The 21,239-nt window shown below is 66.1% G+C and carries 16 protein-coding genes; 8 read left to right on the forward strand and 8 right to left on the reverse strand.

Features of this window, described 5'->3' with window-relative positions:
* Positions 1 to 83 precede the first annotated feature (83 nt).
* The 3 genes from J0O65_RS17985 (at position 84) to J0O65_RS17995 (ending at position 4,017) form a co-directional block, all read left to right on the forward strand.
* The gene (locus tag J0O65_RS17985) at positions 84 to 995 is read left to right on the forward strand and encodes a DMT family transporter (protein ID WP_215408651.1); all 912 of its coding nucleotides are present in this window, start codon (positions 84 to 86) and stop codon (positions 993 to 995) included.
* A 176-nt stretch (positions 996 to 1,171) separates the two neighbouring features.
* Positions 1,172 to 2,365, forward strand: coding sequence for an aminotransferase-like domain-containing protein (locus J0O65_RS17990; protein WP_215408652.1), 1,194 nt, complete (start codon positions 1,172 to 1,174; stop codon positions 2,363 to 2,365).
* Between the two features lie 293 nt (positions 2,366 to 2,658).
* On the forward strand, positions 2,659 to 4,017 hold the full coding sequence (locus J0O65_RS17995) for a diguanylate cyclase (protein ID WP_215408653.1): 1,359 nt from the start codon (positions 2,659 to 2,661) through the stop codon (positions 4,015 to 4,017).
* Positions 4,018 to 4,095: 78 nt separating this feature from the next.
* Here J0O65_RS17995 and J0O65_RS18000 read toward each other — a convergent pair whose 3' ends face one another.
* The 5 genes from J0O65_RS18000 to J0O65_RS18020 all read right to left on the reverse strand — a co-directional run bounded on the left by J0O65_RS18000 (position 4,096) and on the right by J0O65_RS18020 (position 11,715).
* Positions 4,096 to 6,369: a TonB-dependent hemoglobin/transferrin/lactoferrin family receptor gene (locus J0O65_RS18000; protein ID WP_215408654.1), complete on the reverse strand. Its 2,274-nt coding sequence runs from the start codon at positions 6,367 to 6,369 to the stop codon at positions 4,096 to 4,098.
* Between the two features lie 238 nt (positions 6,370 to 6,607).
* Entirely contained in the window at positions 6,608 to 8,185 is a 1,578-nt protein-coding gene (locus J0O65_RS18005) for an FGGY-family carbohydrate kinase (RefSeq protein ID WP_215408655.1), read from the reverse strand.
* 4 nt (positions 8,186 to 8,189) lie between these two features.
* Positions 8,190 to 8,543 (reverse strand): hypothetical protein, encoded by a 354-nt coding sequence (locus J0O65_RS18010; protein ID WP_215408656.1) that lies wholly within the window; start codon positions 8,541 to 8,543, stop codon positions 8,190 to 8,192.
* The gene (locus tag J0O65_RS18015; RefSeq protein ID WP_215408657.1) at positions 8,540 to 10,108 is read right to left on the reverse strand and encodes a glycerol-3-phosphate dehydrogenase/oxidase; all 1,569 of its coding nucleotides are present in this window, start codon (positions 10,106 to 10,108) and stop codon (positions 8,540 to 8,542) included. The genes J0O65_RS18010 and J0O65_RS18015 overlap by 4 nt, the downstream gene beginning before the upstream one ends.
* Positions 10,105 to 11,715 (reverse strand): FAD-binding oxidoreductase, encoded by a 1,611-nt coding sequence (locus J0O65_RS18020; protein ID WP_215408676.1) that lies wholly within the window; start codon positions 11,713 to 11,715, stop codon positions 10,105 to 10,107. Before J0O65_RS18020 ends, J0O65_RS18015 begins: the two co-directional genes overlap by 4 nt.
* A 137-nt stretch (positions 11,716 to 11,852) precedes the next feature.
* Between J0O65_RS18020 and J0O65_RS18025 the strand changes: the two genes are divergently transcribed.
* The 3 genes from J0O65_RS18025 (at position 11,853) to J0O65_RS18035 (ending at position 14,830) form a co-directional block, all read left to right on the forward strand.
* Positions 11,853 to 12,938 carry an AraC family transcriptional regulator gene (locus J0O65_RS18025; protein WP_215408658.1) on the forward strand — a complete coding sequence of 362 codons (1,086 nt, stop codon included), beginning with the start codon at positions 11,853 to 11,855 and terminating at the stop codon, positions 12,936 to 12,938.
* A gap of 91 nt (positions 12,939 to 13,029) precedes the next feature.
* Positions 13,030 to 13,812: a 3-hydroxybutyrate dehydrogenase gene (locus tag J0O65_RS18030; protein ID WP_215408659.1), complete on the forward strand. Its 783-nt coding sequence runs from the start codon at positions 13,030 to 13,032 to the stop codon at positions 13,810 to 13,812.
* A 169-nt stretch (positions 13,813 to 13,981) separates the two neighbouring features.
* Positions 13,982 to 14,830: a DUF2071 domain-containing protein gene (locus tag J0O65_RS18035; protein WP_215408660.1), complete on the forward strand. Its 849-nt coding sequence runs from the start codon at positions 13,982 to 13,984 to the stop codon at positions 14,828 to 14,830.
* Here J0O65_RS18035 and J0O65_RS18040 read toward each other — a convergent pair.
* From J0O65_RS18040 to J0O65_RS18050, 3 genes are all read right to left on the reverse strand, one after another.
* Complete coding sequence (locus tag J0O65_RS18040) at positions 14,802 to 16,451, reverse strand: methyl-accepting chemotaxis protein (RefSeq protein WP_215408661.1); 1,650 nt, start codon at positions 16,449 to 16,451, stop codon at positions 14,802 to 14,804. The two genes, J0O65_RS18035 and J0O65_RS18040, sit on opposite strands and share 29 nt — an antisense overlap.
* A 658-nt stretch (positions 16,452 to 17,109) precedes the next feature.
* A complete protein-coding gene (locus J0O65_RS18045) occupies positions 17,110 to 17,706 on the reverse strand; it encodes a hypothetical protein (protein ID WP_215408662.1) in 597 nt (198 codons plus the stop codon).
* Positions 17,707 to 17,779: 73 nt separating this feature from the next.
* Positions 17,780 to 18,133 (reverse strand): winged helix-turn-helix transcriptional regulator, encoded by a 354-nt coding sequence (locus tag J0O65_RS18050; RefSeq protein WP_215408663.1) that lies wholly within the window; start codon positions 18,131 to 18,133, stop codon positions 17,780 to 17,782.
* Between the two features lie 115 nt (positions 18,134 to 18,248).
* On the opposite strand from J0O65_RS18050, the gene J0O65_RS18055 reads away from it, so the two are divergent.
* Both J0O65_RS18055 and J0O65_RS18060 read left to right on the forward strand, forming a co-directional pair.
* On the forward strand, positions 18,249 to 18,956 hold the full coding sequence (locus J0O65_RS18055; RefSeq protein ID WP_215408664.1) for a glutathione S-transferase family protein: 708 nt from the start codon (positions 18,249 to 18,251) through the stop codon (positions 18,954 to 18,956).
* Between the two features lie 118 nt (positions 18,957 to 19,074).
* Positions 19,075 to 21,159, forward strand: a complete 2,085-nt coding sequence (locus tag J0O65_RS18060) for a S9 family peptidase (protein WP_502793575.1) — start codon at positions 19,075 to 19,077, stop codon at positions 21,157 to 21,159.
* The last annotated feature ends 80 nt before the right edge of the window (positions 21,160 to 21,239 follow it).

Here is a 21,239-nt window from a genome sequence, read left to right on the forward strand (position 1 = left end):
TTGCTATTCATCTCTAGGATAGCAGTACGGGGCGGATTGATCCACCCCATCCCCAGACCCAAGCCACCCGCACCAGGACAGCCATGCCATCGCCCGCCACCACCTCCCCCAGTTTCCTCCCGCGCCTCGGCGCCGACCGCACAGGCCTGTTGCTGGGCTTGATCGCCGTCGCCCTCTTCAGCCTGACCCTGCCCTTTACGCGGCTGGCCGTGGCCGAATTCGACCCCACCTTTGTCGCCCTGGGCCGCGCGCTCGTGGCCGCCTGCCTGGCCGGCCTGTGGCTGTGGCAGCAGCGCGCGCCGCTGCCGCGCCGCGAACAATGGCTGCCGCTGGCGTTCGTGTCGCTGGGCTGCGTGCTGGGCTTTCCCTGGCTGACGTCGATCGCCATGCGCAGCCTGCCCGCCTCGCACGGCGCCGTGCTGGTGGGCATCCTGCCGCTGGCCACCGCCGTGTTTGCCGTGCTGCGCGGCAAGGAGCGCCCATCGCCGGGATTCTGGCTGATGGCACTGCTCGGCACGGCGCTGGTGGTGGCGTTCGCGCTGCGCCAGGGCGGCGGCAGCTTTCACCTGGCCGACTGGCTGATCTTTGCCGCCGTGCTGCTGGCGGCACTCGGCTATGCCGAAGGCGGACGCCTGGCGCTAGCCATGCCGGGCCAGCACGTGATTTCCTGGGCGCTGCTGCTGGCCCTGCCTTTTGTCTTGCCCGTGGTGCTGTGGAACGCCTGGCCGCAGCGCGCGCTGATGGCGCAGGCCAGCGGCGCGGCCTGGCTGGGCTTTGCCTATATCTCCGTGTTTTCCATGTTTATCGGCTTCTTTTTCTGGTACCGGGGCATGGCGCTGGGCGGCGTGGCGCGCGTGGGACAGACGCAGCTGCTGCAGCCTTTCCTCACCCTGGTCGGCGCGGCCGTGCTGCTGCACGAGCCCTTGACGGGGGAAAGCCTGCTGTTTGCCGGCGCCGTGATCGCCGTCGTGGGGATCGGACGCAGGCTGAAGTAGCGCTCCCTGACGCCCATTTGCAACGCCCTTGCGCGTGCGGATGGGCACGGCGGCGCGCAAGCCGTACAATACCGCAGCACCATGGCGACGCCTATCCGGCGCCGCTTGCGCATGCACCGCCACAAGCGGGCCACCAAATCCAGCCGGCGCAGCTCGGCATCTTCTGTGAGACTCGTATGAAAATTGAAAATCCGAATCCGATCCAATGGCGCTTTGCCGAACGCGCGGACCAGCTGCAAAGCTCGTTCATCCGCGAAATCCTGAAGATCACGCAGCGTCCCGAGATCATCTCGTTTGCCGGCGGCCTGCCCTCGCCCGCCACCTTCCCCGTGGAAGAAATGAAGACCGCGTTCGACAAGGTGCTGTCGAACAATGGCAAGGTGGCCCTGCAATACGGCCCCACCGACGGCTACCTGCCGCTGCGCCAGTGGATCGCCGACTCGCTCTCCGGCAATGGCGGCACCATCCTGCCGGAACAAGTGCTGATGACGTCCGGCTCGCAGCAGGCGCTGGACTTGCTGGGCAAGGTCCTGATCGACGAAGGCAGCAAGGTTCTGGTGGAAACCCCCAGCTACCTGGGCGCGCTGCAGGCGTTTTCCGTCTACCGTCCCGAATTCGTTTCCGTCGATACCGATGACGAAGGCCTGGTGCCGTCGTCGATCAACCCCGTCGCCGATGGCGCGCGCCTGTTGTACGCGCTGCCGAACTTCCAGAACCCGACGGGCCGCAGCCTGTCCGTGGCGCGCCGCGTGGAACTGGTGGAAACCTGCGCCCGCCACGGCCTGCCGCTGATCGAGGATGATCCGTACGGCGCCCTGAGCTACAGCGGCGAGCCGTATCCAAAGATGATCAACATGAATCCGGACGGCGTGATCTACATGGGCTCGTTCTCGAAAGTGCTCACGCCCGGCATCCGCCTCGGCTACGTGGTGGCGCCGATGCCGCTGGTGCGCCGCCTGGAACTGGCCAAGCAGGCGGCCGACCTGCACACCTCGCAACTGACGCAGATGGTCGTGCATGAAGTCATCAAGGACGGCTTCCTGGACCGGCACATCCCCAGCATCCGCAGCCTCTACGGCAACCAGTGCCAGGCCATGCTGTCGGCACTGGAAGAGCACTTCCCGGCCGGCGTCACGTGGACGAAACCGGAAGGCGGCATGTTCATCTGGGTCACCCTGCCGAAGCACATCGACGCCATGACACTGCTCGATGAAGCCATCGCCAACAAGGTGGCCTTCGTGCCTGGCGCGCCGTTCTACGCGAACACGCCGGAAACGCACACCTTGCGCCTGTCGTTCGTGACGGTGCCGCCGGAACGCATCCGGGAAGGCATTGCCATCCTGGGCAAACTGATCGCCGCAAAAATGTAATTCTCCTCTCCACGCCCCGCCTGCCGCGGGGCGTGTCACTGCTGCCCCCCTTGCACCACGGGGCGCGCGTCTTTTCCGCCCAAAAACCGCCTTCACGACAGCAACTTCGTTTATTTATTTTTAAAAATATCATAAAAATAATATTTTCATATCTCCCGCGGCATCGATTTTTTCACCCAAAAAATTGGCGAAGCGGTATGATTTGACCGCTGTAGCGGATTTGAACCCGCTCGGCATCTCCGAAAGTGCAGCAAACGCTGGCAGCGCAAAGTACATCGAGAAGGCCGGAAGCAATGAGTCCAGGCAGTGTGGAGCATTCCCGGCGGCGCGACGCCGCCATTTTGATTGTCGACGATGCGCCGGCCAACCTTGAGCTGCTGCGCAAGCTGATGAGCGAGCAAGGTTATCAAACCTATGTCGCCACGTCCGGCGAACGGGCGCTGGCGATCGCCCAGCGCGCCCATCCCGATTTGATCCTGCTCGACGTGCTGATGCCGGACATGGACGGCATCGAAACGTGCCGTCGCCTCAAGCAGCATCCGCTGACGCAGGGCATCCCCGTCATCTTCATGAGCGCCAAGACGGATACGGAAGACGTGGTGGCCGGCTTCGACTGCGGCGCCGTCGATTACATCAGCAAGCCGCTGCGCATGGCCGAAGTGTGCGCGCGCGTGCGCGCCCAGCTGCAAATCCGCAGCAACAATGAAACCCAGCAGGAACAGGCCGAGCGCCTGCGCACCATCGTCAACAACATGGCCGAGGGCTTGCTGATCATCGAAGCCGATGGCCGCATCCAGTACACCAACCCGGCCTGCGACCAGTACCTGGGCTACCGCGAAGACGAACTGGCCGGGCGCTTCATCGGCGAGCTGCTCAGCCCCCTGGTAACGCAGGAATACCTCGATTACTTCGCCATGTACGCAGCCAATCCGGAAAAGGCGCACAACCACGGCACGCGCGAAGTGGCGATCCGCCACCGCAATGGCGAGGCGCTGAGCATGGATCTGACCCTGACGCCCATGTACCTGCGCCAGCCCCTGTATATCGGCCTGCTGCACGACATCACGCACCACAAGCAGTCGGAAGACGCCTTGCAGCGCGCCGCCTACCTCGACCCGCTGACGCAGATCGCCAATCGCCGGCATTTCGACAGCTTCCTGGAAAAGGAATGGCAGCGCGCCGTGCGCGCTAGCGGTACCCTGTCGCTGGTGGTGCTCGACGTCGACCACTTCAAGCTGTACAACGACAGCCTGGGCCACCCGGCCGGCGACAGCTGCCTGCAGCAGGTGGCGCAAGCCATCGCCTCGCACGCCGCCCGCCCGGGCGACCTGGCGGCGCGCTACGGCGGCGAGGAATTCGTCATGCTGTTCGCCGACACGGACGCCGAGGGCGCCCTGCGCCTGGCCGCAGCCATCCGCGCGCACATCGAGTCGCTGCAACTGCCGCACCCGAGATCGATCACCTCGCCGTGGATCACCGTCAGCATCGGCGTGGCGACCATCCGCCCGCACCAGCTGGACCAACGCGAAGCGCTGTTCGTCGCCGCCGACCGCGCCCTGTACGAGGCCAAGGAAGCAGGCCGCAACCAGGTGCGCGTCACGCAGTCGGACAGCGCATCCTGGGAAACGGTCAAGGCGTTGGTGTTACGTTAAGGATACGGCGAACCGGGAGTAGGCCCAAGTCACAAAAAAAGGCACCCCGCGTCTCCGGCCCGCCATTCTTAAAATTAATCAAAACTTACGTGACACGCTCAACTTCGTATTGCGCCCCACGCCGGTAACCGCTTCGCTCAAGTACGGCATGTAGTTGCGGTTGAAGACGTTGTCGACCGTCAGGCGCACTTCCGTGCCGCGCCAGATGCCCTGCCTGCCATTCCACGAGACGAACATGGTGTGCAGCGCATAGCCTTGCGACGGCGGCAAACGGTAGACACTCCCCACCGGCAGGACGCGCTCCTGCTTCGCCACGAAGCGGCCCTGCCAGCCGATGCTGGCGCCCAGGTCCGGCATGCGCCAGCCCAGGCCCGCCATCAGTTTATCCGGCGCGATGGTCGACACGGGTTCATCCTGGCCCCACGGGTCGCGCTGGGAACCGGTGCGCGTGCCGCGCTGCTTCGACAGCGACGCGCTGGCAAACAGGCGCGGCGAGTTGTAATAGGACTCGACCTCCACGCCCTGCGTGCGGAAACCGGCCAGGTTGCGGTAGGACGACAGGGCCGGCGGCACCTTGCCCGATCCCGGCACATAACCTTCGATCAGGATGCCCAGGCGCGGGCCGATATTGTCGCTGACACGGTTGCGGTAGGCCGTCAGGCGCAGCTGCACGTCGTCGCGCTCCATCAACACGTTCCGCCGGTGCAGCATGACGCCCGTGCGCACGGCCGTCACCCGTTCGACGGCCAGCTCGCGGCTGGTGCCCGGCGTCGATGATCCGAGCCTGGACGACACATAGTATTCATTCGAATACATCTCGTCGATCGTCGGCGCGCGCCAGGTGCGGCTCACGTCGCCGAACAAGGCCAGCGTGGCGGACGCCTTCCAGAACAGGCCCAGGCGGGGCGACCAGTCCGCGTGCGTTTTCTCGCTGAAGTCATGGCCGGCCGCCGCCAGCGGGCTGTTGTAGCGCGACGCCTTGTTCGGCACGCCTTCGGAGACGACCCGGTCGTGGCGCAGCGCCGCCGTCACCGTCACGCTGCCATAGGTCATCGCGTCCTGCAGATACAGGCCCCTCGTTTCCTGGCGCCCGGCCGGCATGTAGTAGGGCTGGAAGTAGCCATGGTTGTAGCTGGGGTCCTTCAGCGCCGTCGACGACGGGTAGTACATCAGGGTGTCGCGCACGTTCTTGTGCCATTGCAGGCCCGTTTGCAGCACGTGCGACACGGCGCCCGTGGCGAACACGCTTTCGTTGCGCACCTCCGCGATGCGGTCCACGTACGAAGCCCAGTTCTCGTTGCCCAGCGACCCCAGGTAGGAACCCGGCGAAGCGGACGGCAGGCGCTTGTCATGCTGGTCCGTGTGCGAATAGCCGGCGCTGGCCGTCAGCTTGATCCACGGATTGTCCTGCGGCGCGTACTGCCACTTCACGGCATACGTGTCGTCGTCCTGGTCGCGGTACACGGCCTTGCGCCGCCACGCTTCCTCCAGCCCGTACTTCCTGATTTCCGCCTCCGTCGGCGTGGGCACGTCCTCGCCCATGGCGGCGAACGGGCCCCAGCCCGTGCTGCCGCTCTTCATCGCCGTCAGGGTCAGGAGCTGCTGCGGCGTCAGGCGGATATTCAGTTTCGCCAGGCTCGATGGCGCATCGATGGCGGAGAAGCGGAACGGCTTGCCATCGGGCTTGCGCAAATCGTCGGACTTGCGCCGCGTGGTGAAGGCCATCGCATCGAAGCGGCCATCTTCCGTGCGGCCGTAGACGGCCACGGTGGCGTCATTTTCGCCATTGTTCGAGTGGCGCGCATACTTCAGCATGGCGCCCACCTTCTCTGCGCCTTCGAGCAAGTCTTGCGCATCCTTGGTCTCGACCGTGATGACGCCGCCGAAGCCGCCATTGCCATACAAGCTAGTATGCGCGCCCTTGTTCACCTCGATCTGCCTGATCAGTTCCGGCTCGATGAAGATGGAACCCTGGCGGTATTTCTCGAAGCCCTTGGGCACGCCGTCGAGGATGACTTTCACGTCCTGCACTTTATTAAAACCCCAGATATTGAGGCTCTGGCCGCTGGGACGGGCCGTGCCGGCCAGGTCCACGCCGGGCAAGGTGTCGAGCAAGGACGCGACATTGTCGGCCTGCTGGCGTTCGATGTCGGCGCTGCTGATGTGCGAGCGTCCGGCCGTGCCGGCGCTGATGGCGTCGCCAAACACGCTGATGGCGGGCATCTGCACGGCGTCAGACTTCTCGGCCATGTCGGCCATCGCCGCCGCCCACGCATGGCCGTGCGCGCCGCCCAATGCCAGCGCCAGCGCGGCGGCCAGCGGGGTCAATACTTGTCTGCTGCTGCTCTTCATCGCTATCCTTGCCTGGTTTGCATACTGCTGGAATGAAAAAATGCTGGGGCAGAGGAAGGCGGTGCACGATCAAGCGGCGGCGTTGAAGGAAGCGTTGCGGCGGAAGTCTGCCCGCGCGGACACGCCGCCGGCGCATGGCCGGCGGCGCACCGCAGTCACCGGGATAAGTTGCCTTAGTGAAATGCGGAACACATCATATAACGGATGCGAATGATTCGCAATACGATTACAGAGCCAACTATTCCGGATAGCCGGTGATGTCGGCAATCTCGCGGTACAGGGGCTGCAGCCGCGCATACATCTTGCGGTACACGCGCCGGTACAGCTGTTCATAGATTTTGCGGTGTTCGGGATGCGGCTGGAAGACCTTGCCCTTGCGCGTCATCGCCTGCACGGCGGCTGGAAAGTCCGCATGCCAGCCCAGGCCCACGCTGGCGGCGATGGCCGCGCCCAGGCCGGAGCTTTCATACACGTGGGCGCGCGCGGCCGGCAGGCCGAAGATGTCAGCCGTCAGCTGCATGGCCGCGTCGCTTTGCGAACCGCCGCCCGCGATGCGCAGCTCCGTGATGGCGACGCCGCTGCGCCGTTCGATGCGCTCCTTGCCTTCGCGCAGCGCATACGCGAGGCCCTCGAGGATGGCGCGGTAAATGTGCGCGCGCGTGTGCACGTCGCCAAAGCCGATCATGGCGCCCTTCGCTTCCGGGCCCGGCACCTTGATGCCGGGGCTCCAGTACGGCTGCAGCATCAACCCCATGGAACCGGGCGGCACGGCCTCGACCAGGCGGTCGAACAGCGCCTCGGCCGATAGGCCCGTGCCGTCTTCGGCGGCCGCCGCCCGCTCGCGGTCGCCGAACTGCTCCTTGAACCAGTTGACCATCCAGTAGCCGCGGAAAATCTGCACCTCCGTGCTGTAGGCGCCCGGCATGGCGGCCGGATACGGCGGAATGAAGCGCGTCACTTCCACGTACTTGCGGTTGCTCGTGTTGATGGTGGCCGTGGTGCCGTAGCTCAGGCACGCCACATGCGGCTCGACGCAGCCGGCGCCCAGCACCTCGCAGGCCTTGTCGGCGGCCGCCGCCAGCAGGGGCGTGCCCTCTGGGATGCCCGTCGCCGCGGCGGCGGCGGCCGTGATGGCGCCCATGCGCGCGCCCGGCGCCACCAGCTCCGGCAGCATGGCACGTCGAACGGCCAGCGCCTGCCACTTCCAGTCGAAGCGCCCGGCCCAGGCATGGCGCTTGTAGTCGAACGGAATATACGCCACTTGCGAGCCCGTCGAATCGATATACTTTCCGCACAGGCGGTGATTCAGGAAGCCCGACAGCAGCAGGAATTTGTGCGTGCGGTGCCAGATGTCGGGCTGGTGGGCATGAATCCAGTTGATCTCGGCCTCGCGGCGGAAATAGCGGATCGTGCCATCGAGGCGCGTGGCACGGAACAGGGCGCGCCACCACGGCGCCAGCCGGGGAATGTCGCGCGTGCTGCGCTGGTCCAGCCAGGTGATCGCGGGCCGCAACGGGGCGCCGTGTTCATCCACGTTGACCACCGTGCCGCGCTGCGTGGTGACGGCCACGCCGGCCACCGAGGATTTGGCAATATCTGTGCCGCGCCACAGCTGCTGGCACGCTGCGCACACGGCTTGCCAGTAGCCGTCGGCGTCGTGCTCGGCCCAGCCGGGGTGGTCCGAGTAATACGCTTCCAGGAACACTTGCGCCTTGGCCGCCAGCATCCCCTCCCGGTCGAACAGCAGCGCGCGCACGCTTTGCGTGCCATTGTCGATGGCAAGGATGTACGGCCCCTGGCCCGATACGCTCGCCATGGCCTCAGCCCAGGCTGGCCAGCGCGGCGCGCAGCGCCTGCAGCAGCGCCTGCGGATCTTTTTCCGGCCGGGCGCTGAACACGGGCGCTTCCCAGTCCTGCCCCCGCACGGCCACCACGCGCAAGCGTCCCTGCGCATTCCAGGCCGGATACCAGCCCACGTCGACGATGTCGCCGTTCGCGCAGCTGATTTGCAGCAGGTCTTCGCCCAGGTCGTCGGCGAGGACGTCGACGCCCAGGCGCAGGTCCAGCGGCGACAGGCTGTCGTAGGTGATGCGGGCGTCGCCCAGTTCCAGGGCCTCGCCAAACAGGGTGGTCTCGATGATGCTCTCCTCTTTTGTATTGTTATGGTGTTTCAATCGCCTTGCGGCACGCTGTAATGGCGGCGCCACAGGGCCAGGTAGCGCGCCTGTTCCGCGTCCCAGCGCGCATCGTCCCAGCCCAGTTCATCCTGGCAAATGGCGCGCAGGCGCGGCATGATAGCAAGCGCGCCGCCGGCCAGCTGCAAACCGAGGCGCGTGCGCCGCAGCAGCAAGTCGTCCAGGTGCCGCACGTCCTCCGCGCGCGCGCCCCAGCGCAGCTGCGCCCACAGGGTCTGCGTGCCGGGAATCGGCGCCAGCTCGCCGTCCTGCGCCGCCTCGCACAGCGCTTGCGCTTGCGCGCCATGGCGGCCCAGCAGGCGTTCGCGCTGGTCGCCGTCGAGCGCCAGCGCCTTGCCCGACAAGGGCGGCGTGGCGTCGAAAATCGGCAAGGGCGTCAAATCGGCCTGCCAGCCCGGCAGCAACGGCGCGGCGCGGCGCAGCGCGTCGAGGGCGATCACGCGGAACGTCGTCAGCTTGCCGCCCGCCACCGTCAGCAAGCCGTTTTCCAGCCATAGTGCATGTTCGCGCGCTTCCTTCGACGGGTCAAGCTGGCCGCTGCCGATCACGGGACGCACGCCGGCAAACGTGGCCAGCACATCGTCTTCGCCCAGCGCCAGCTGCGGGAACTGCCAGCACAGCGCCGCCAGCAGATAATCGAGCTCGCCGCGCGTGATGGCCGGTTCCAGGTCCAGGCTGGCGCCGTGGTCGACATCGGTGGTGCCCACCAGGGTCACGCCCTCCCACGGATAGGCGAACACGGGGCGGCCATCGCGCGGGTGCATCAGGCTGACGGCTTGCGCCAGCGGCAAACGCCAGGCCGGCAGCAGCAGATGGCTGCCGCGCAAGGGCCGCAGTTTCGGCTGTTCTCCCACCTGGCCGCGCAAGGCGTCGGCCCAGGCGCCCGTGGCGCTGATCACCAGGCGCGCGCGCGCAGCGAGCACCCGGCCATCGAGCGCATCGCTCAAGCTGGCGCCAACGACCTTATCTCCTTCGCGCAGCAGCGAGTCCACGCCCAGGTAATTGACGGCCACGCCGCCATGCCGCCGCGCCTCCTGCAGCACGCGCAGCACCAGGCGCGCATCGTCCGTCTTGGCGTCCTGGTACAGCATGCCGCCCCGCAGGCCATCGCGGTTGACATGCGGCGCCAGCATGGCAAAGTCGGCCGCATCGACATAGCGGCGCGCGCGCCGGCCCGCCATCACGTCGTAGATCGCCAGGCCCAGCATGAACTGGCGCCGGCCCGGCTTCCTGCCCGTGTAATCGCCAAAGGCGAAGCCCTGCGGCTCGACCAGCCCCGCCGCATCCGTCAGCAAGGCTTGCCGCTCATGCACCGACTCGCGCGTCATGGCGAACTGTCCCTGCTTCAGGTAGCGCAGGCCGCCGTGCACCAGCTTCGACGAGCGGCTCGACGTGCCCCAGGCGAAATCGCGCTGCTCCACCAGCAGCGCCTGCAAGCCGCGCCGCGCCGCTTCCAGCAGGATGCCGGCGCCCGTGATGCCGCCGCCGACGATCAAGATGTCCCACTCGCGCGCCAGGATGCCAGGCAACTCCGCCCGGTTCACAAGCCGCCCCCGGTGTCGGGCAGCAGTTTGCCAGGGTTCATCATGCCCTGCGGGTCGAACTGGCGCAGCAGCGCGCGCATGGCGGCGATGCCCAGCTCTCCCTTTTCGGCTATCAGCCACGGCGCGTGGTCGGTGCCCACGCCGTGCTGGTGGCTGATGGTGCCGCCGTTGGCGACGATGGCGGCGCAGGCCGCGTCTTTCAGGCTGCGCCAGCGCGCCATGTTTTCCTCGTACGTGGGCGCCAGCCGGTAGACATACGTGGTGTAGACGCTGGCGCCCTGCGCGTACACGTGCGACAGGTGCGTGTACGCGTGCACCTGCTCGCCGTGCCGCGCCAGCGCTTTGGCGCCCGCCTGCTCCAGCGCCGCCATCATGGGCGCCACGCGCGGCCAGTCGACGGCCGTTTCCACCGTGTCGATCACGTAGCCGTGTTCCCAGGCGCCGTTGCGCAGGTAGACGTTGCGAAAGCGCCCCTGCTTCCATTTATCTCCCATATGGCGTCCCACGTGCACGCCCCCGTGCCGCCGCGCCAGCGCCAGGGCGCCGCGCAGGGCCGCGCGCGCCGGCCCGGCTTCGCCGCTGACGCCCAGCATCAGCATGCACTTGCCATCGCCGCAGCCGCGCAGGGTCAGGTAGCGCTCCAGCCATCCCACCAGTTTGGCATGGCCGGCCAGGGTCAGCATGGTCCGGGTTTCGAGCGCATTCGACAGGCGCAGCATGCACAGGGGCAGGCGCGACTGGGCCAGCGCCCGCACGGCCGCCTGCGCCTGGCCCCAGCCGGCGAAAAACACGGCGTGAAACGCTTCGTATGGCGGCAGCGGCGAGACGCGCACCGTCGCCTGCGTCAGGATGCCCAGCCGGCCTTCGGAACCGAGCACCATTTCGCGCAGGTCGATGCCTGCCGCCGAGGCGGGAAACGTGGGGATGCTCAGGGTGCCGGCCGGCGTTTCCACTTCGCCGCCCGCGAACAGCTGCTCGATGCGGCCATAGCGCAACGATTGCTGGCCCGACGAGCGCGTGGCGATCCAGCCGCCCAGGGTCGAATATTCGAACGACTGCGGATAGTGTCCCAGGGTGTAGCCGTGCGCGCGCAGCTGCGCTTCCAGGTCGGGACCATACACGCCCGCGCCGAACGTGGCCAGCTGCGCTTCGCGGTCCAGGTGGCCCAGCGCGCACAGCCGCGCGAGGCTGATCGCCAGCACGGGGCGCGGCCCCGCCGCCACCGTCAAATGCCCGGCCACGCTGGTACCGCCGCCATGCGCGATGACGGCCACGCACGCCTGGCGCGCATACGCGAGCAGCTGGCGCACCTGCGGCGCGCTGTCGGGAAAGGCCACGCCGTCGGGCACGGCGCCGATGCGGCCATGGCGCAATTTAAACCAGTCGGGCAGGCTTTGGCCGAGCGCATGGCGCACGCGCGTGGCAGGCAGGGTGTCGATCAGCGGATGCGGCGCCAGGCGCGAGGCGGGAACCTGCGCGCAGGCGTCGTCAAAGGTGGCATCGACCATGCCGCTGCCCGGCCCCAGGCGCTCGCGCAAGAAGACCAGCGCCTCTTCGCTCAGCGCATACGTGATGCTCTCGTCTCCCCAGCCATTCCAGCGTCGCATCGACATCCCCTATCTTCACCCAGTTGCGCGCCACAGCGGCTTGCTATACTGTATTTCCTGATCTATTGCCTGATCAACAGCATATGCTGCCACGAGCCCAGGGTATTGGTTTTTCATGACAATCGCATTGTTCCATCATGACAAGCACTGAAGGCCGGGTCGCCGGCGCCTATCTGCTGCCGCTGCTGGAAGCGGCCGGCGCGCACGGCATCCCCGCCGACACCCTGGCGCAGGCGGCCGGCGTGGCGCCGCACAAGCTGGAAGCGTGCGCAGCCAGCCTGGCGGCGCGCGACTACGTGCGCCTGCTCGATGCGGCGGCACGGCTGGCGGGCGACGCGCATTTCGGCCTGCACGTGGGCCAGCGCGTGCGCATGGGCACCTACAGCGCGTATGGCTTGATATTGCTCAGTTGCAGCAACGTGGGCCAGGCGCTGGAACAGACTGCCCGCTACGAACGGCTGGCGCACGACCTGGGCCGCTCGACCCTGCAGCGCGATGGCGCCGTCGCGCACTACCGCTGGGCCAGCAACTACCCGGGCGCCAGCCGGCACCTGGTCGACAGCGTCTTTGCCGGCGTCAAGGTGTCCGGCGACTGGCTGGCCGGCATGCCGCTGCCGCCGGCCCGGCTGGCGTTCACCCACGATGGCGGCGGCGACTTGCTGCGCCACGCGGCGCACCGCGACGAATACGTGCGCGTGCTGGGCAGCCTGCCCGCCTTTGGCGCGGACGCCAACACGGCCACCTTCGACGCGCAATTGCTGGACTGGCCCGTGCCGAACGCCGACGTCAGCCTGTACCCCGTGCTGTGCCAGCATGCGGAACAATTGCTGGCGCAGCGCCAGGCCGAAACGGACACTGGCGGCGCCATCGACGCGCAAGTGCACGCGGCCATCGTGGGCGGCTTGCGCCAGGGGTCGGCGCGGCTGGCCACCGTGGCTGCCGCACTGGCCGTCACGCCGCGCACCCTGCAGCGCAAGCTGGCCGACGCGGGCACCAGCTTCCAGGCCCTGCTGGACCAGGCCAGGTACGGCCTGGCGCGCGATTATCTGCGCGCGCCGGATTTGTCGCTGGTCGACATCGCCTTCCTGCTCGGCTACCAGGAACAAAGCGCGTTCAACCACGCGTTTCGCACCTGGTCCGGCACCAATCCCGGCGCCTGGCGCCTGCGGGAAATGCAGGAGAGGCGGCTGGAGCGGCAGCTTGACCGGCAGCAAGCCGTTTAGGCGTGCGCGGGGCATGCGCCGCCGTTTTCTCGCTATACTCGCATAGTCAGGTTTTCCACGATCACTCCAACCCGCACTGCAAAGGATTAATATGCAACTCAAAGACAAAGTCGCACTGATTACCGGCGCCGCCAGTGGCATCGGCAAGGAAATGGCCATCGAATACGCGAAACAAGGCGCCAAGGTCGTCATCGCCGACCTGGTCCTGGAAGCGGCCAGCAAGACGGCCGCGGAAATCCAGCAAGCGGGCGGCCAGGCGTTTGCCGTCGCCATGGATGTCTCCAGCGAAGCGCAGGTCGACCAGGGCGTGGCCGATGCCGTGGCCCACTTCGGCGGCGTCGACATCCTGATCAGCAATGCGGGCATCCAGATCATCAGCCCCGTCGTCGACTACCCGTTCGAGCAATGGAAAAAGATGCTGGCCATCCACATGGACGGCGCCTTCCTCACCACGCGCGCCTGCATGCGCGAAATGATCAAGGCCGGCCGCGGCGGCGCCATCATCTACATGGGTTCCGTGCACTCGCACGAAGGCTCGCCGTTCAAGAGCGCCTACGTGGCCGCCAAGCACGGTCTGCTGGGCCTGGCCAAGGTGGTGGCCAAGGAAGGCGCCAAGGATGGCATCCGCGCCAACGTCATCTGCCCCGGCTTCGTGCGCACGCCGCTGGTCGACAAGCAGATTCCCGAACAGGCGGCCCAGCTGAACATCAGCGAGGAAGACGTGATCAAGAAAGTCATGCTGAAAGACACGATTGATGGCGAATTCACCACCACGCAGGACGTGGCGCAAACGGCCGTCTTCCTGGCGGCCTTCCCGTCGACCGCACTGAGCGGCCAATCGATCGTCGTCAGCCACGGCTGGCACATGCAATAATAGTGACACCCGCCCACATCGGCTGCGCGGCGCCCTGTGCGGCCTGCGATGCTCGCTGTGCTCCAGCACAGCTGCGCGTCTCGGCCACACATCGCTGCCGCTCGCGATGATGTGGACGGGCGCTTTTGCATCAGCGTATTCCCCCGGTATCTACCCCGAAAGTTCCCAATTGCAAGACAACACTTACCGCCACCCGCGTGCGGGCTGGCCGGGGCGCCTGTTTGCCGCGCTCGCCAACTGCACGCATGTCGCCAACGCGCGCCAGGCGATCCTGTCGCGCCTGCCCTTCCTGACCCTGCACAGCGACGTGCGCGACGTCGTCTACGTGAGCTGGCTGGTTGACGCCGCTGCCGCGCAGCAACTGCTGCCGGCCGGCGCGACCCTGTGGCAGCGCGGCGGCAAGACGCCGTTTACCGTGCTGACCTACCGCCACGGGCATTTCGGTCCGGCCCTTCCGGGCCCGTTACGCAAGCTGCTACCGTCGCCCCTGCAAAGCAACTGGCGTTTATATCTGGGCCATACGCCGCCGGGCGCGCCGGACGTGCCTTGCGTGTTTTTTTTAAAAAACATCATGGACAGCCTGCCGCATGCACTGGGCACGCGCCTGTTCAGCGACATCTTGCCGACCCACCTGGCCGCCAACATGACGCTGGAAGTCAGCGCCACGCAAGCGCGCTGCGGCATCGCGTCCGGCGCCGGCAGCGCGCCCGCGCTCGAGGTGCAGGCGCACATCGCCGGCAAGCAGACCCTTGACGAAGACTGGCGGCAACTGTTCGGCGACTGGCGCGCCGCCGTGACCTTCCTCGCCTGCCAGGATGCCGCCATCGCGCACGTGCCACGCAACGGCAAGCTGGTCTTCGGCGAAATCGACCTGCCCGTTGATATCGGTCAAGTCCGCGCGCTGACGGCCTTGCGCGCCGACTGCGGCTTGCTGGGGCAGTTGCCGCCCCTGTCACCACCGTTCGCCTTTCTCGTGCCCAAGCTTACCTTCAAGGCGCTGTCAGAGCGCCTGCTGTAGCGCGGCGGCGCTCATGCGCACGCGGGGGCGTGGCCAGTCCTGCCTGGCTGCGCCGCCGTTCCAGCTTGAACAGGGCCATCGCCTGCTCCAGCTGCAAGGCCTGGTCTTGCAGCGAGGCCGAGGCGGCGGCCGATTGTTCCACCAGGGCCGCGTTCTGCTGCGTGACCTCATCCATTTGCGTGACGGCCTTGTTGACCTGGCCGATGCCGTTGCTTTGCTCGCGCGAGGCGGAGGCGATTTCCGCCATGATGCCGTGCACGCCCTGCACGGCGCCCAGCATCTCGGCGCTGCTGGCGCCCGCCTGCTCGGCCAGCTTCGCGCCCGCCTGTACCTGCGTCAAAGACGCCGTGATCAATTGCTTGATTTCCGTGGCGGCCGACGCGCTGCGCTGGGCCAGGCTGCGCACTTCTCCCGCCACGACGGCGAATCCCCGCCCCTGGTCGCCGGCGCGCGCCGCTTCCACGGCCGCGTTCAGGGCCAGGATATTGGTCTGGAAGGCGATGCCTTCGATGATGCCCGTAATGTCGCCGATCTTCTTCGACGAGGCGTTAATGTCCGCCATCATGTTCACCATCTGGCCGACGATTTCGCCGCCGCGTCCGGCCAGGCCATGCACCTTGCCCGCCATGTCGCTGGCCTGCACGGCGTTGCCGCTGTTTTGCTGCACTGTGGCGGCCAGCTGTTCCATGCTCGACGCCGTCTGCTCCAAGGCTGACGCCTGCGCTTCCGTGCGGCCCGACAAGTCCATATTGCCGGCGGCGATTTCCTGGCTGGCCATGCTGATGCGCAGGAAGTTGCCGCGCACGTCGCCGACGATGGAGTGCAAATTCACGCGCAACTGGCGCAAGGAGCGCAGCAACTGCCCCATCTCGTCGCGCCGCGTGGTGTCGAGCTCGCCCGTCAGGTCGCCGCCCGCCATCACGTCGCATGCCTGGCGCGCCTGCTGCAAGGGTTGCAGCACGGCGCGGTGCAAGCCGTGCCAGAAATACAGGGTCGCACACAAGGCCACCACCGACAGGCCCGTCAGCCAGCCGTGTACGGCATCGGGCAACACGCCCGCATTCCAGGCCAGCTGCAGCAGCAAGACGAAACTCAGCAAGCCCAGGTTCCAGCCGATGCGCTTGGCCAGCGCCAGGTCGCGCAGCGCCGCGATACGGGCCAGCCAGCCCGTGCGCACGGCGGCGCCCTGGCTGAGGGCGATGCCGTCGGCCTGCCCCGCCTTGATGCGCGCATACAGGGCCGAGGCCTGCGCCACCTGCTGGCGCGTGGGCTTGGTGCGCACCGACATGTAACCGACGGCCACGCCATCTTCCACCACCGGCGTCACGTTCGCCAGCACCCAGTAGTAATCGCCGTTCTTGCAGCGGTTCTTCACCATGCCGCTCCAGGAGCGCCCCGAGCGGATGGTGGCCCAGAAATCGGCAAACGCCTCGACCGGCATGTCAGGGTGGCGCAGGATATTCTGCGGCGCGCCGATCAATTCTTCCGCGCTGTAGCCGCTGACGGCGATGAAATACGGGTTGGCATACGTGATATTGCCTTGCAAGTCGGTAGTCGAGACGATGGTCTCGGTATCGCTCAAGTTGACTTCGGTATCGGTGACGGGAAGATTGAGTCGCATGGTGACATCCTCGGAAGTAGCCCGTACGGTGACGGGTAGGCGGACAAGGAACGGTTGCCAGACAAAAAACGGGCACGGCACTGGCACCATTATTTTAATATTTTATTATTATCAAAAATGCACTTCTCTCCAGCCTTGCCAGTCGTCATGCCACGGCAAGCCCACCGCCCCGGGCCCGGTAGCGGTCGATGACGGCCGGCGCAAGCACGACGGTTCTCCAGACATGCAGATCGCGACATTTACTTGCGCTGTATCAATATCATATTCCAAAAAATAATGATTAATCCAAATAAATTACTTATATGGCCAAATCACAACAAATACAGCAATAATCACCAATTATATCGTTTTCGACATAAAAAATATTAAATCGGCAAATATATCAATTAAGCCATCCAGGTCTCGCTGGATTGCCTGTGTCCGGCCAATGAGGGATGCGATACGCCTGTCAGCGGCCTCATGGGGCGCCGGACTGGCATGATGTGCTGGAAAGGAATGCGCGAACGCCATGGAGGTGCAGCTCAGGCGCCCTGCGGAGGGGCTGGCGCGAGGAGAAGAGGAATGTCTGCCCGCCGCCGGATGATGCCCGGGCGGCGTGGCGGCCGGCAGCCTAAGTGCCTATCCCAGTAGGGAGCGTATTCTCTACTGGGCCAGGCTCTTAGCGCGGCACGTAGCGCCAGTTGCCGCCGTCCAGCATGAAGGTCAGTTCCGTCTTGATGCCTTCCGGACGGCTCGGCACGCTCAATTGCGTGTCGCATACCAGGTAGCCCGTCTTGCGCTTGACGTCGCACTCGTTGACGGCCGTGACCTGCATGGTGCTCTGCGCTTCCCGCATCTGCACATCCTTGGCCGCCTCCGGATTGCGCGCCACTTCCTCCTTGGCCCAGGCGCGTATCATCGCCTGCGCCTCGGCCGGCGACGGCCCAGCGAACTTGGCATGCTTGCGCTCGACGCCCACCCAGGTACCGTTCTCGTTACGCAGCGGCAACACGTTAAAACCGTCGCGCATACCCGCGCTCATGGCGACCAGGCACACCACTTCGCCCGGCACTTCCTGCGACTCCTGGCAGCCCTGCAGGCTGGTGACCTTGACGGCGATCGGTACCGGCACAGTCGATTGCGACTTGGCCTGGGTCTTGGCCACGCCCGCCTGCACGGCGGCCTGGATGTGTTCGAGTGTCGGCATGGTGGCCGCCTGGGCCGGCAAGGCGGCGAACAGGGCGGCGGCGGTCAGGGCGAGGGAAGTCAGGCGCATGGGTGTCGAAAGTAGTGAGCAAAGGCCGGCAGTCTAGCACTTTACATAAAGACAGCTGTTTCTCTAGAACCATTTACCCGGCGTCGGGCGCAAGAAAGGCGCCGCCCGCGTCCGCCTGTCCGCGCAGGCGCAGGCCGATGGCACGCAGCATTTCCACCAGTTCCCTCAGGCGCAAGCCTTCGTCCGTCAGCCGGTATTCCACCTTCACGGGCACTTCCGCGTAAATCGTGCGCGTCAGCAAGCCGGCCTCTTCCAGCGCGCGCAAGTCCAGGGTCAGCATGCGCTGCGAGATATTCGGCACGGCGCGGCGGATTTCGCTGAAGCGCTTCGGCCCCGCCATCAGGTAGCTGAGCAGCACCATCCTCCAGCGTCCGCCCAGCAACCGCATGGCTTCTTCCACGGCGCAGCCGGAGACATTGTCTTTCATGGTTCGCTCCCTACCTGGTATAAAAAATGTACCTATACCACATTATTCTGTCTTCTTCCAAATAGTAACCATACGCCGTAGACTGCCCTTCCCTCAGCCCCTATGGAGTTTCGACTTGGAAACCACCCTGATCTACAGCGTGCCGTTCGGCTGCTCGTTTGCCGCCATCGCCGCCCTCGAATGGAGCGGCCTGCCTTTTCACCTGGCCCGCGTGGAAGCGCGCGAGCCGGCCAGCAAGCAGCATCCGGCCTTTCTCGCCATCAATCCCCTGGGCCAGACGCCGGCCCTGCTCACGCACGCGGGCACGCCGCTGCTGGAAAGCATGGCGATCCTGCTGCACCTCGCCGCGCGCGCACCGGAGAGCCGCCTGGGCTTTGCGCAAGGCACGCCGCAATACGACCGCCTCAATAGCGTGCTGTCATTCCTGCACACGACCTTCCACGCGGCCTTCATGCCCGCCTTCCAGGCGTCGCGCGCTAGCGCCGGCGATACGCGCGCGGCCGTCTGGCGCGAGATGGCCGTCGAGAAGGTCAACAAAGGCCTGGCGCACCTCGAGCGCCTGCTCGCTGGCCGCGCCTGGCTAGCCTCGGACGCGGCGCCCACCATCGCCGACGCCTACCTTGCCGCCACGGCGCGCTGGGCGGAACCGCTGCAGCTGGCCAGCCTGGCCGACTATCCGCACGTGGCGCGCGTGCTGGCGGCGCTGGAACAAGACCCCGGCATCCGCTTCGCCCACGCCATCGAGGACGGCGTGCCGGCGGCCAGCCAGGGCGGTTTCCTGGGCCACGTGGCGCTCGACCAACTGGCGCACAAGGCCGGCTAACCGGCGGTCAACTCCCGCAGCGGGCGCGTCTTTATTGCTATGATGTCGGGCTGCCGGCGGTACAGCCGGCCACGTCAATACCATATCGATAACGTCGTCATCAGAATCGGGAGTTTGAATGAGTTTACGTCTGCTGCTCTTGGGAGCATTCAGTGCCGCCATGGCCACCACCGCCGCCATCCCTGCGCTGGCCGCGCCGCGCGGTTTCACCGTCGAGGACATGGTTGCCATGGAACGCGTGGGCAGTCCGGTGCTGTCGCCGGACGCCACGCGCGTCGTCTACACGGTGCGTACCACCAACCTGGACAAGAACCGCGGCAACACGCAGCTGTGGATGATCGACCTGCGCGCGCCGAATGCGGCGCCGCGCCAGCTCACGCGCGGCGATGCCAGCGCCAGCGACCCGCAATGGTCGCCGAACGGCGACGCCATCTACTTCCTGTCCGGCCGCTCCGGCTCCTCGCAAGTGTGGCAGCTGCCCCTGAACGGCGGCGAAGCGGCCAAGGTCACCGACCTGGCGCTGGACGTCGACACCTACCGCTTGTCGCCGCAGGGCGACCGCCTGGCCTTCAGCATGGGCGTCTTCCTCGATTGCGCGGACCTCGCCTGCACCAAGAAGCGCCTCGATGAAAAAGCGAAGAACAAGGCGTCCGGCATGGTCTACGACCAGATGTTCGTGCGCCACTGGGATACCTGGGCCGACGGCCGCCGCAATGCGCTGTACTCGGCGCCCATCGACGCCACCGGCAAGGTCAGCGCCACGCCCGTGAGCCTGAGCGGCACCCTCGATGGCGACGCGCCATCGAAGCCGTTCGGCGACAATGGCGAATACCACTTCAGCCCGGACGGCAAGACGGTGGCCTTCTCCGTGCGCGTGGCGGGCCGCACGGAAGCGTGGTCGACCAACTTCGACGTCTACACGATTCCGGCTATCGGCGGCCAGGCGCCGCGCAACCTCACGGCCGACAATCCGGCCTGGGATGCGAAAGCCACGTATTCGCCCGATGGCCGCACCCTGGCGTACGTCGCCATGACCAAGCCGGGCTTCGAAGCGGACCGTTTCCACCTGGTGCTGATGGATGTCGCCACCGGCAAGAAGCGCACCCTGGCCGACGACTGGGACCGTTCCGTGGCCGACTTCCGCTGGACGCCGGACGGCAAGGCTTTCCTCGTCGCCGCCGATGACGTGGGCCAGCACCGTTTGTTCCACATCGACGCGGCCAGCGGCAAGGTCAATGCGCTGACGGGCAAAGGCGCCGTGGGCGACTTCGACGTGCGCGGCAATACCATCGTGCTGACGCAGGCGAACCTGGCCTCGGGCGCGCAGCTGTACACGCGCAAGCTCGACGCCAAGGCGGAAAACGCGCCGATGGTGCAGCTGACGACGCAGAATGCGCAAGCCCTGGCCGACGTGCGCTTCGGCGAATATGAACAGTTCTCGTTCGCCGGCGCGAATGGCGAAACCGTCTACGGCCACGTCATGAAGCCATGGAACGCCAAGGCCGGCGAGAAGTATCCGGTCGCCTTCCTGGTCCATGGCGGCCCGCAAGGCAGCTTCGGCAACAGCTGGAGCTACCGCTGGAATCCGCAAGTGTATGCGGGCGCCGGCTACGCCACCGTCTTCATCGACTTCCACGGCTCCACCGGCTATGGCCAGAAGTTCACGGATTCCATCAGCGGCGACTGGGGCGGCAAGCCGCTGGTCGACTTGCAGAAGGGCCTGGAGGCGGCCACCAAGAAATTCCCGTGGCTGGACCGCGAACGCAGCTGCGCGCTGGGCGCGTCCTACGGCGGCTACATGATGAACTGGATCGCCGGTAACTGGCCGGACGGCTTCAAATGCCTGGTCAACCATGACGGCGTGTTCGACAACCGCGGCATGGCTTACGCGACGGAAGAACTGTGGTTCACCGAGTGGGAAAACGGCGGCCCGTACTACGACGCGCCGGCCAAGCACGAACAGTTCAATCCCGTCAACTTCGTGAAGAACTGGAAGACGCCGATGCTGGTGGTGCAAGGCGACCTGGACTTCCGCATCCCCACCGCGCAAGGCCTGGGCACCTTCACGGCGCTGCAGCGCCAGGGTATCCCGAGCAAGCTGCTGGTCTTCCCGGATGAAAACCACTGGGTGCTGAAACCGGCCAATTCGCTGCTGTGGCATCACACGGTGCTCGATTGGCTCAATACTTACACTAAAAAGTAAGCCTGTTCCAGCGTAAAAAAGCCGCACAGTTCGCACTGTGCGGCTTTTTTTCACCCATCAATTAAGCCAAATCAATACAC

It is taken from the genome of Janthinobacterium sp. JC611 (assembly GCF_018682595.1).
GTDB lineage: Bacteria > Pseudomonadota > Gammaproteobacteria > Burkholderiales > Burkholderiaceae_D > Janthinobacterium.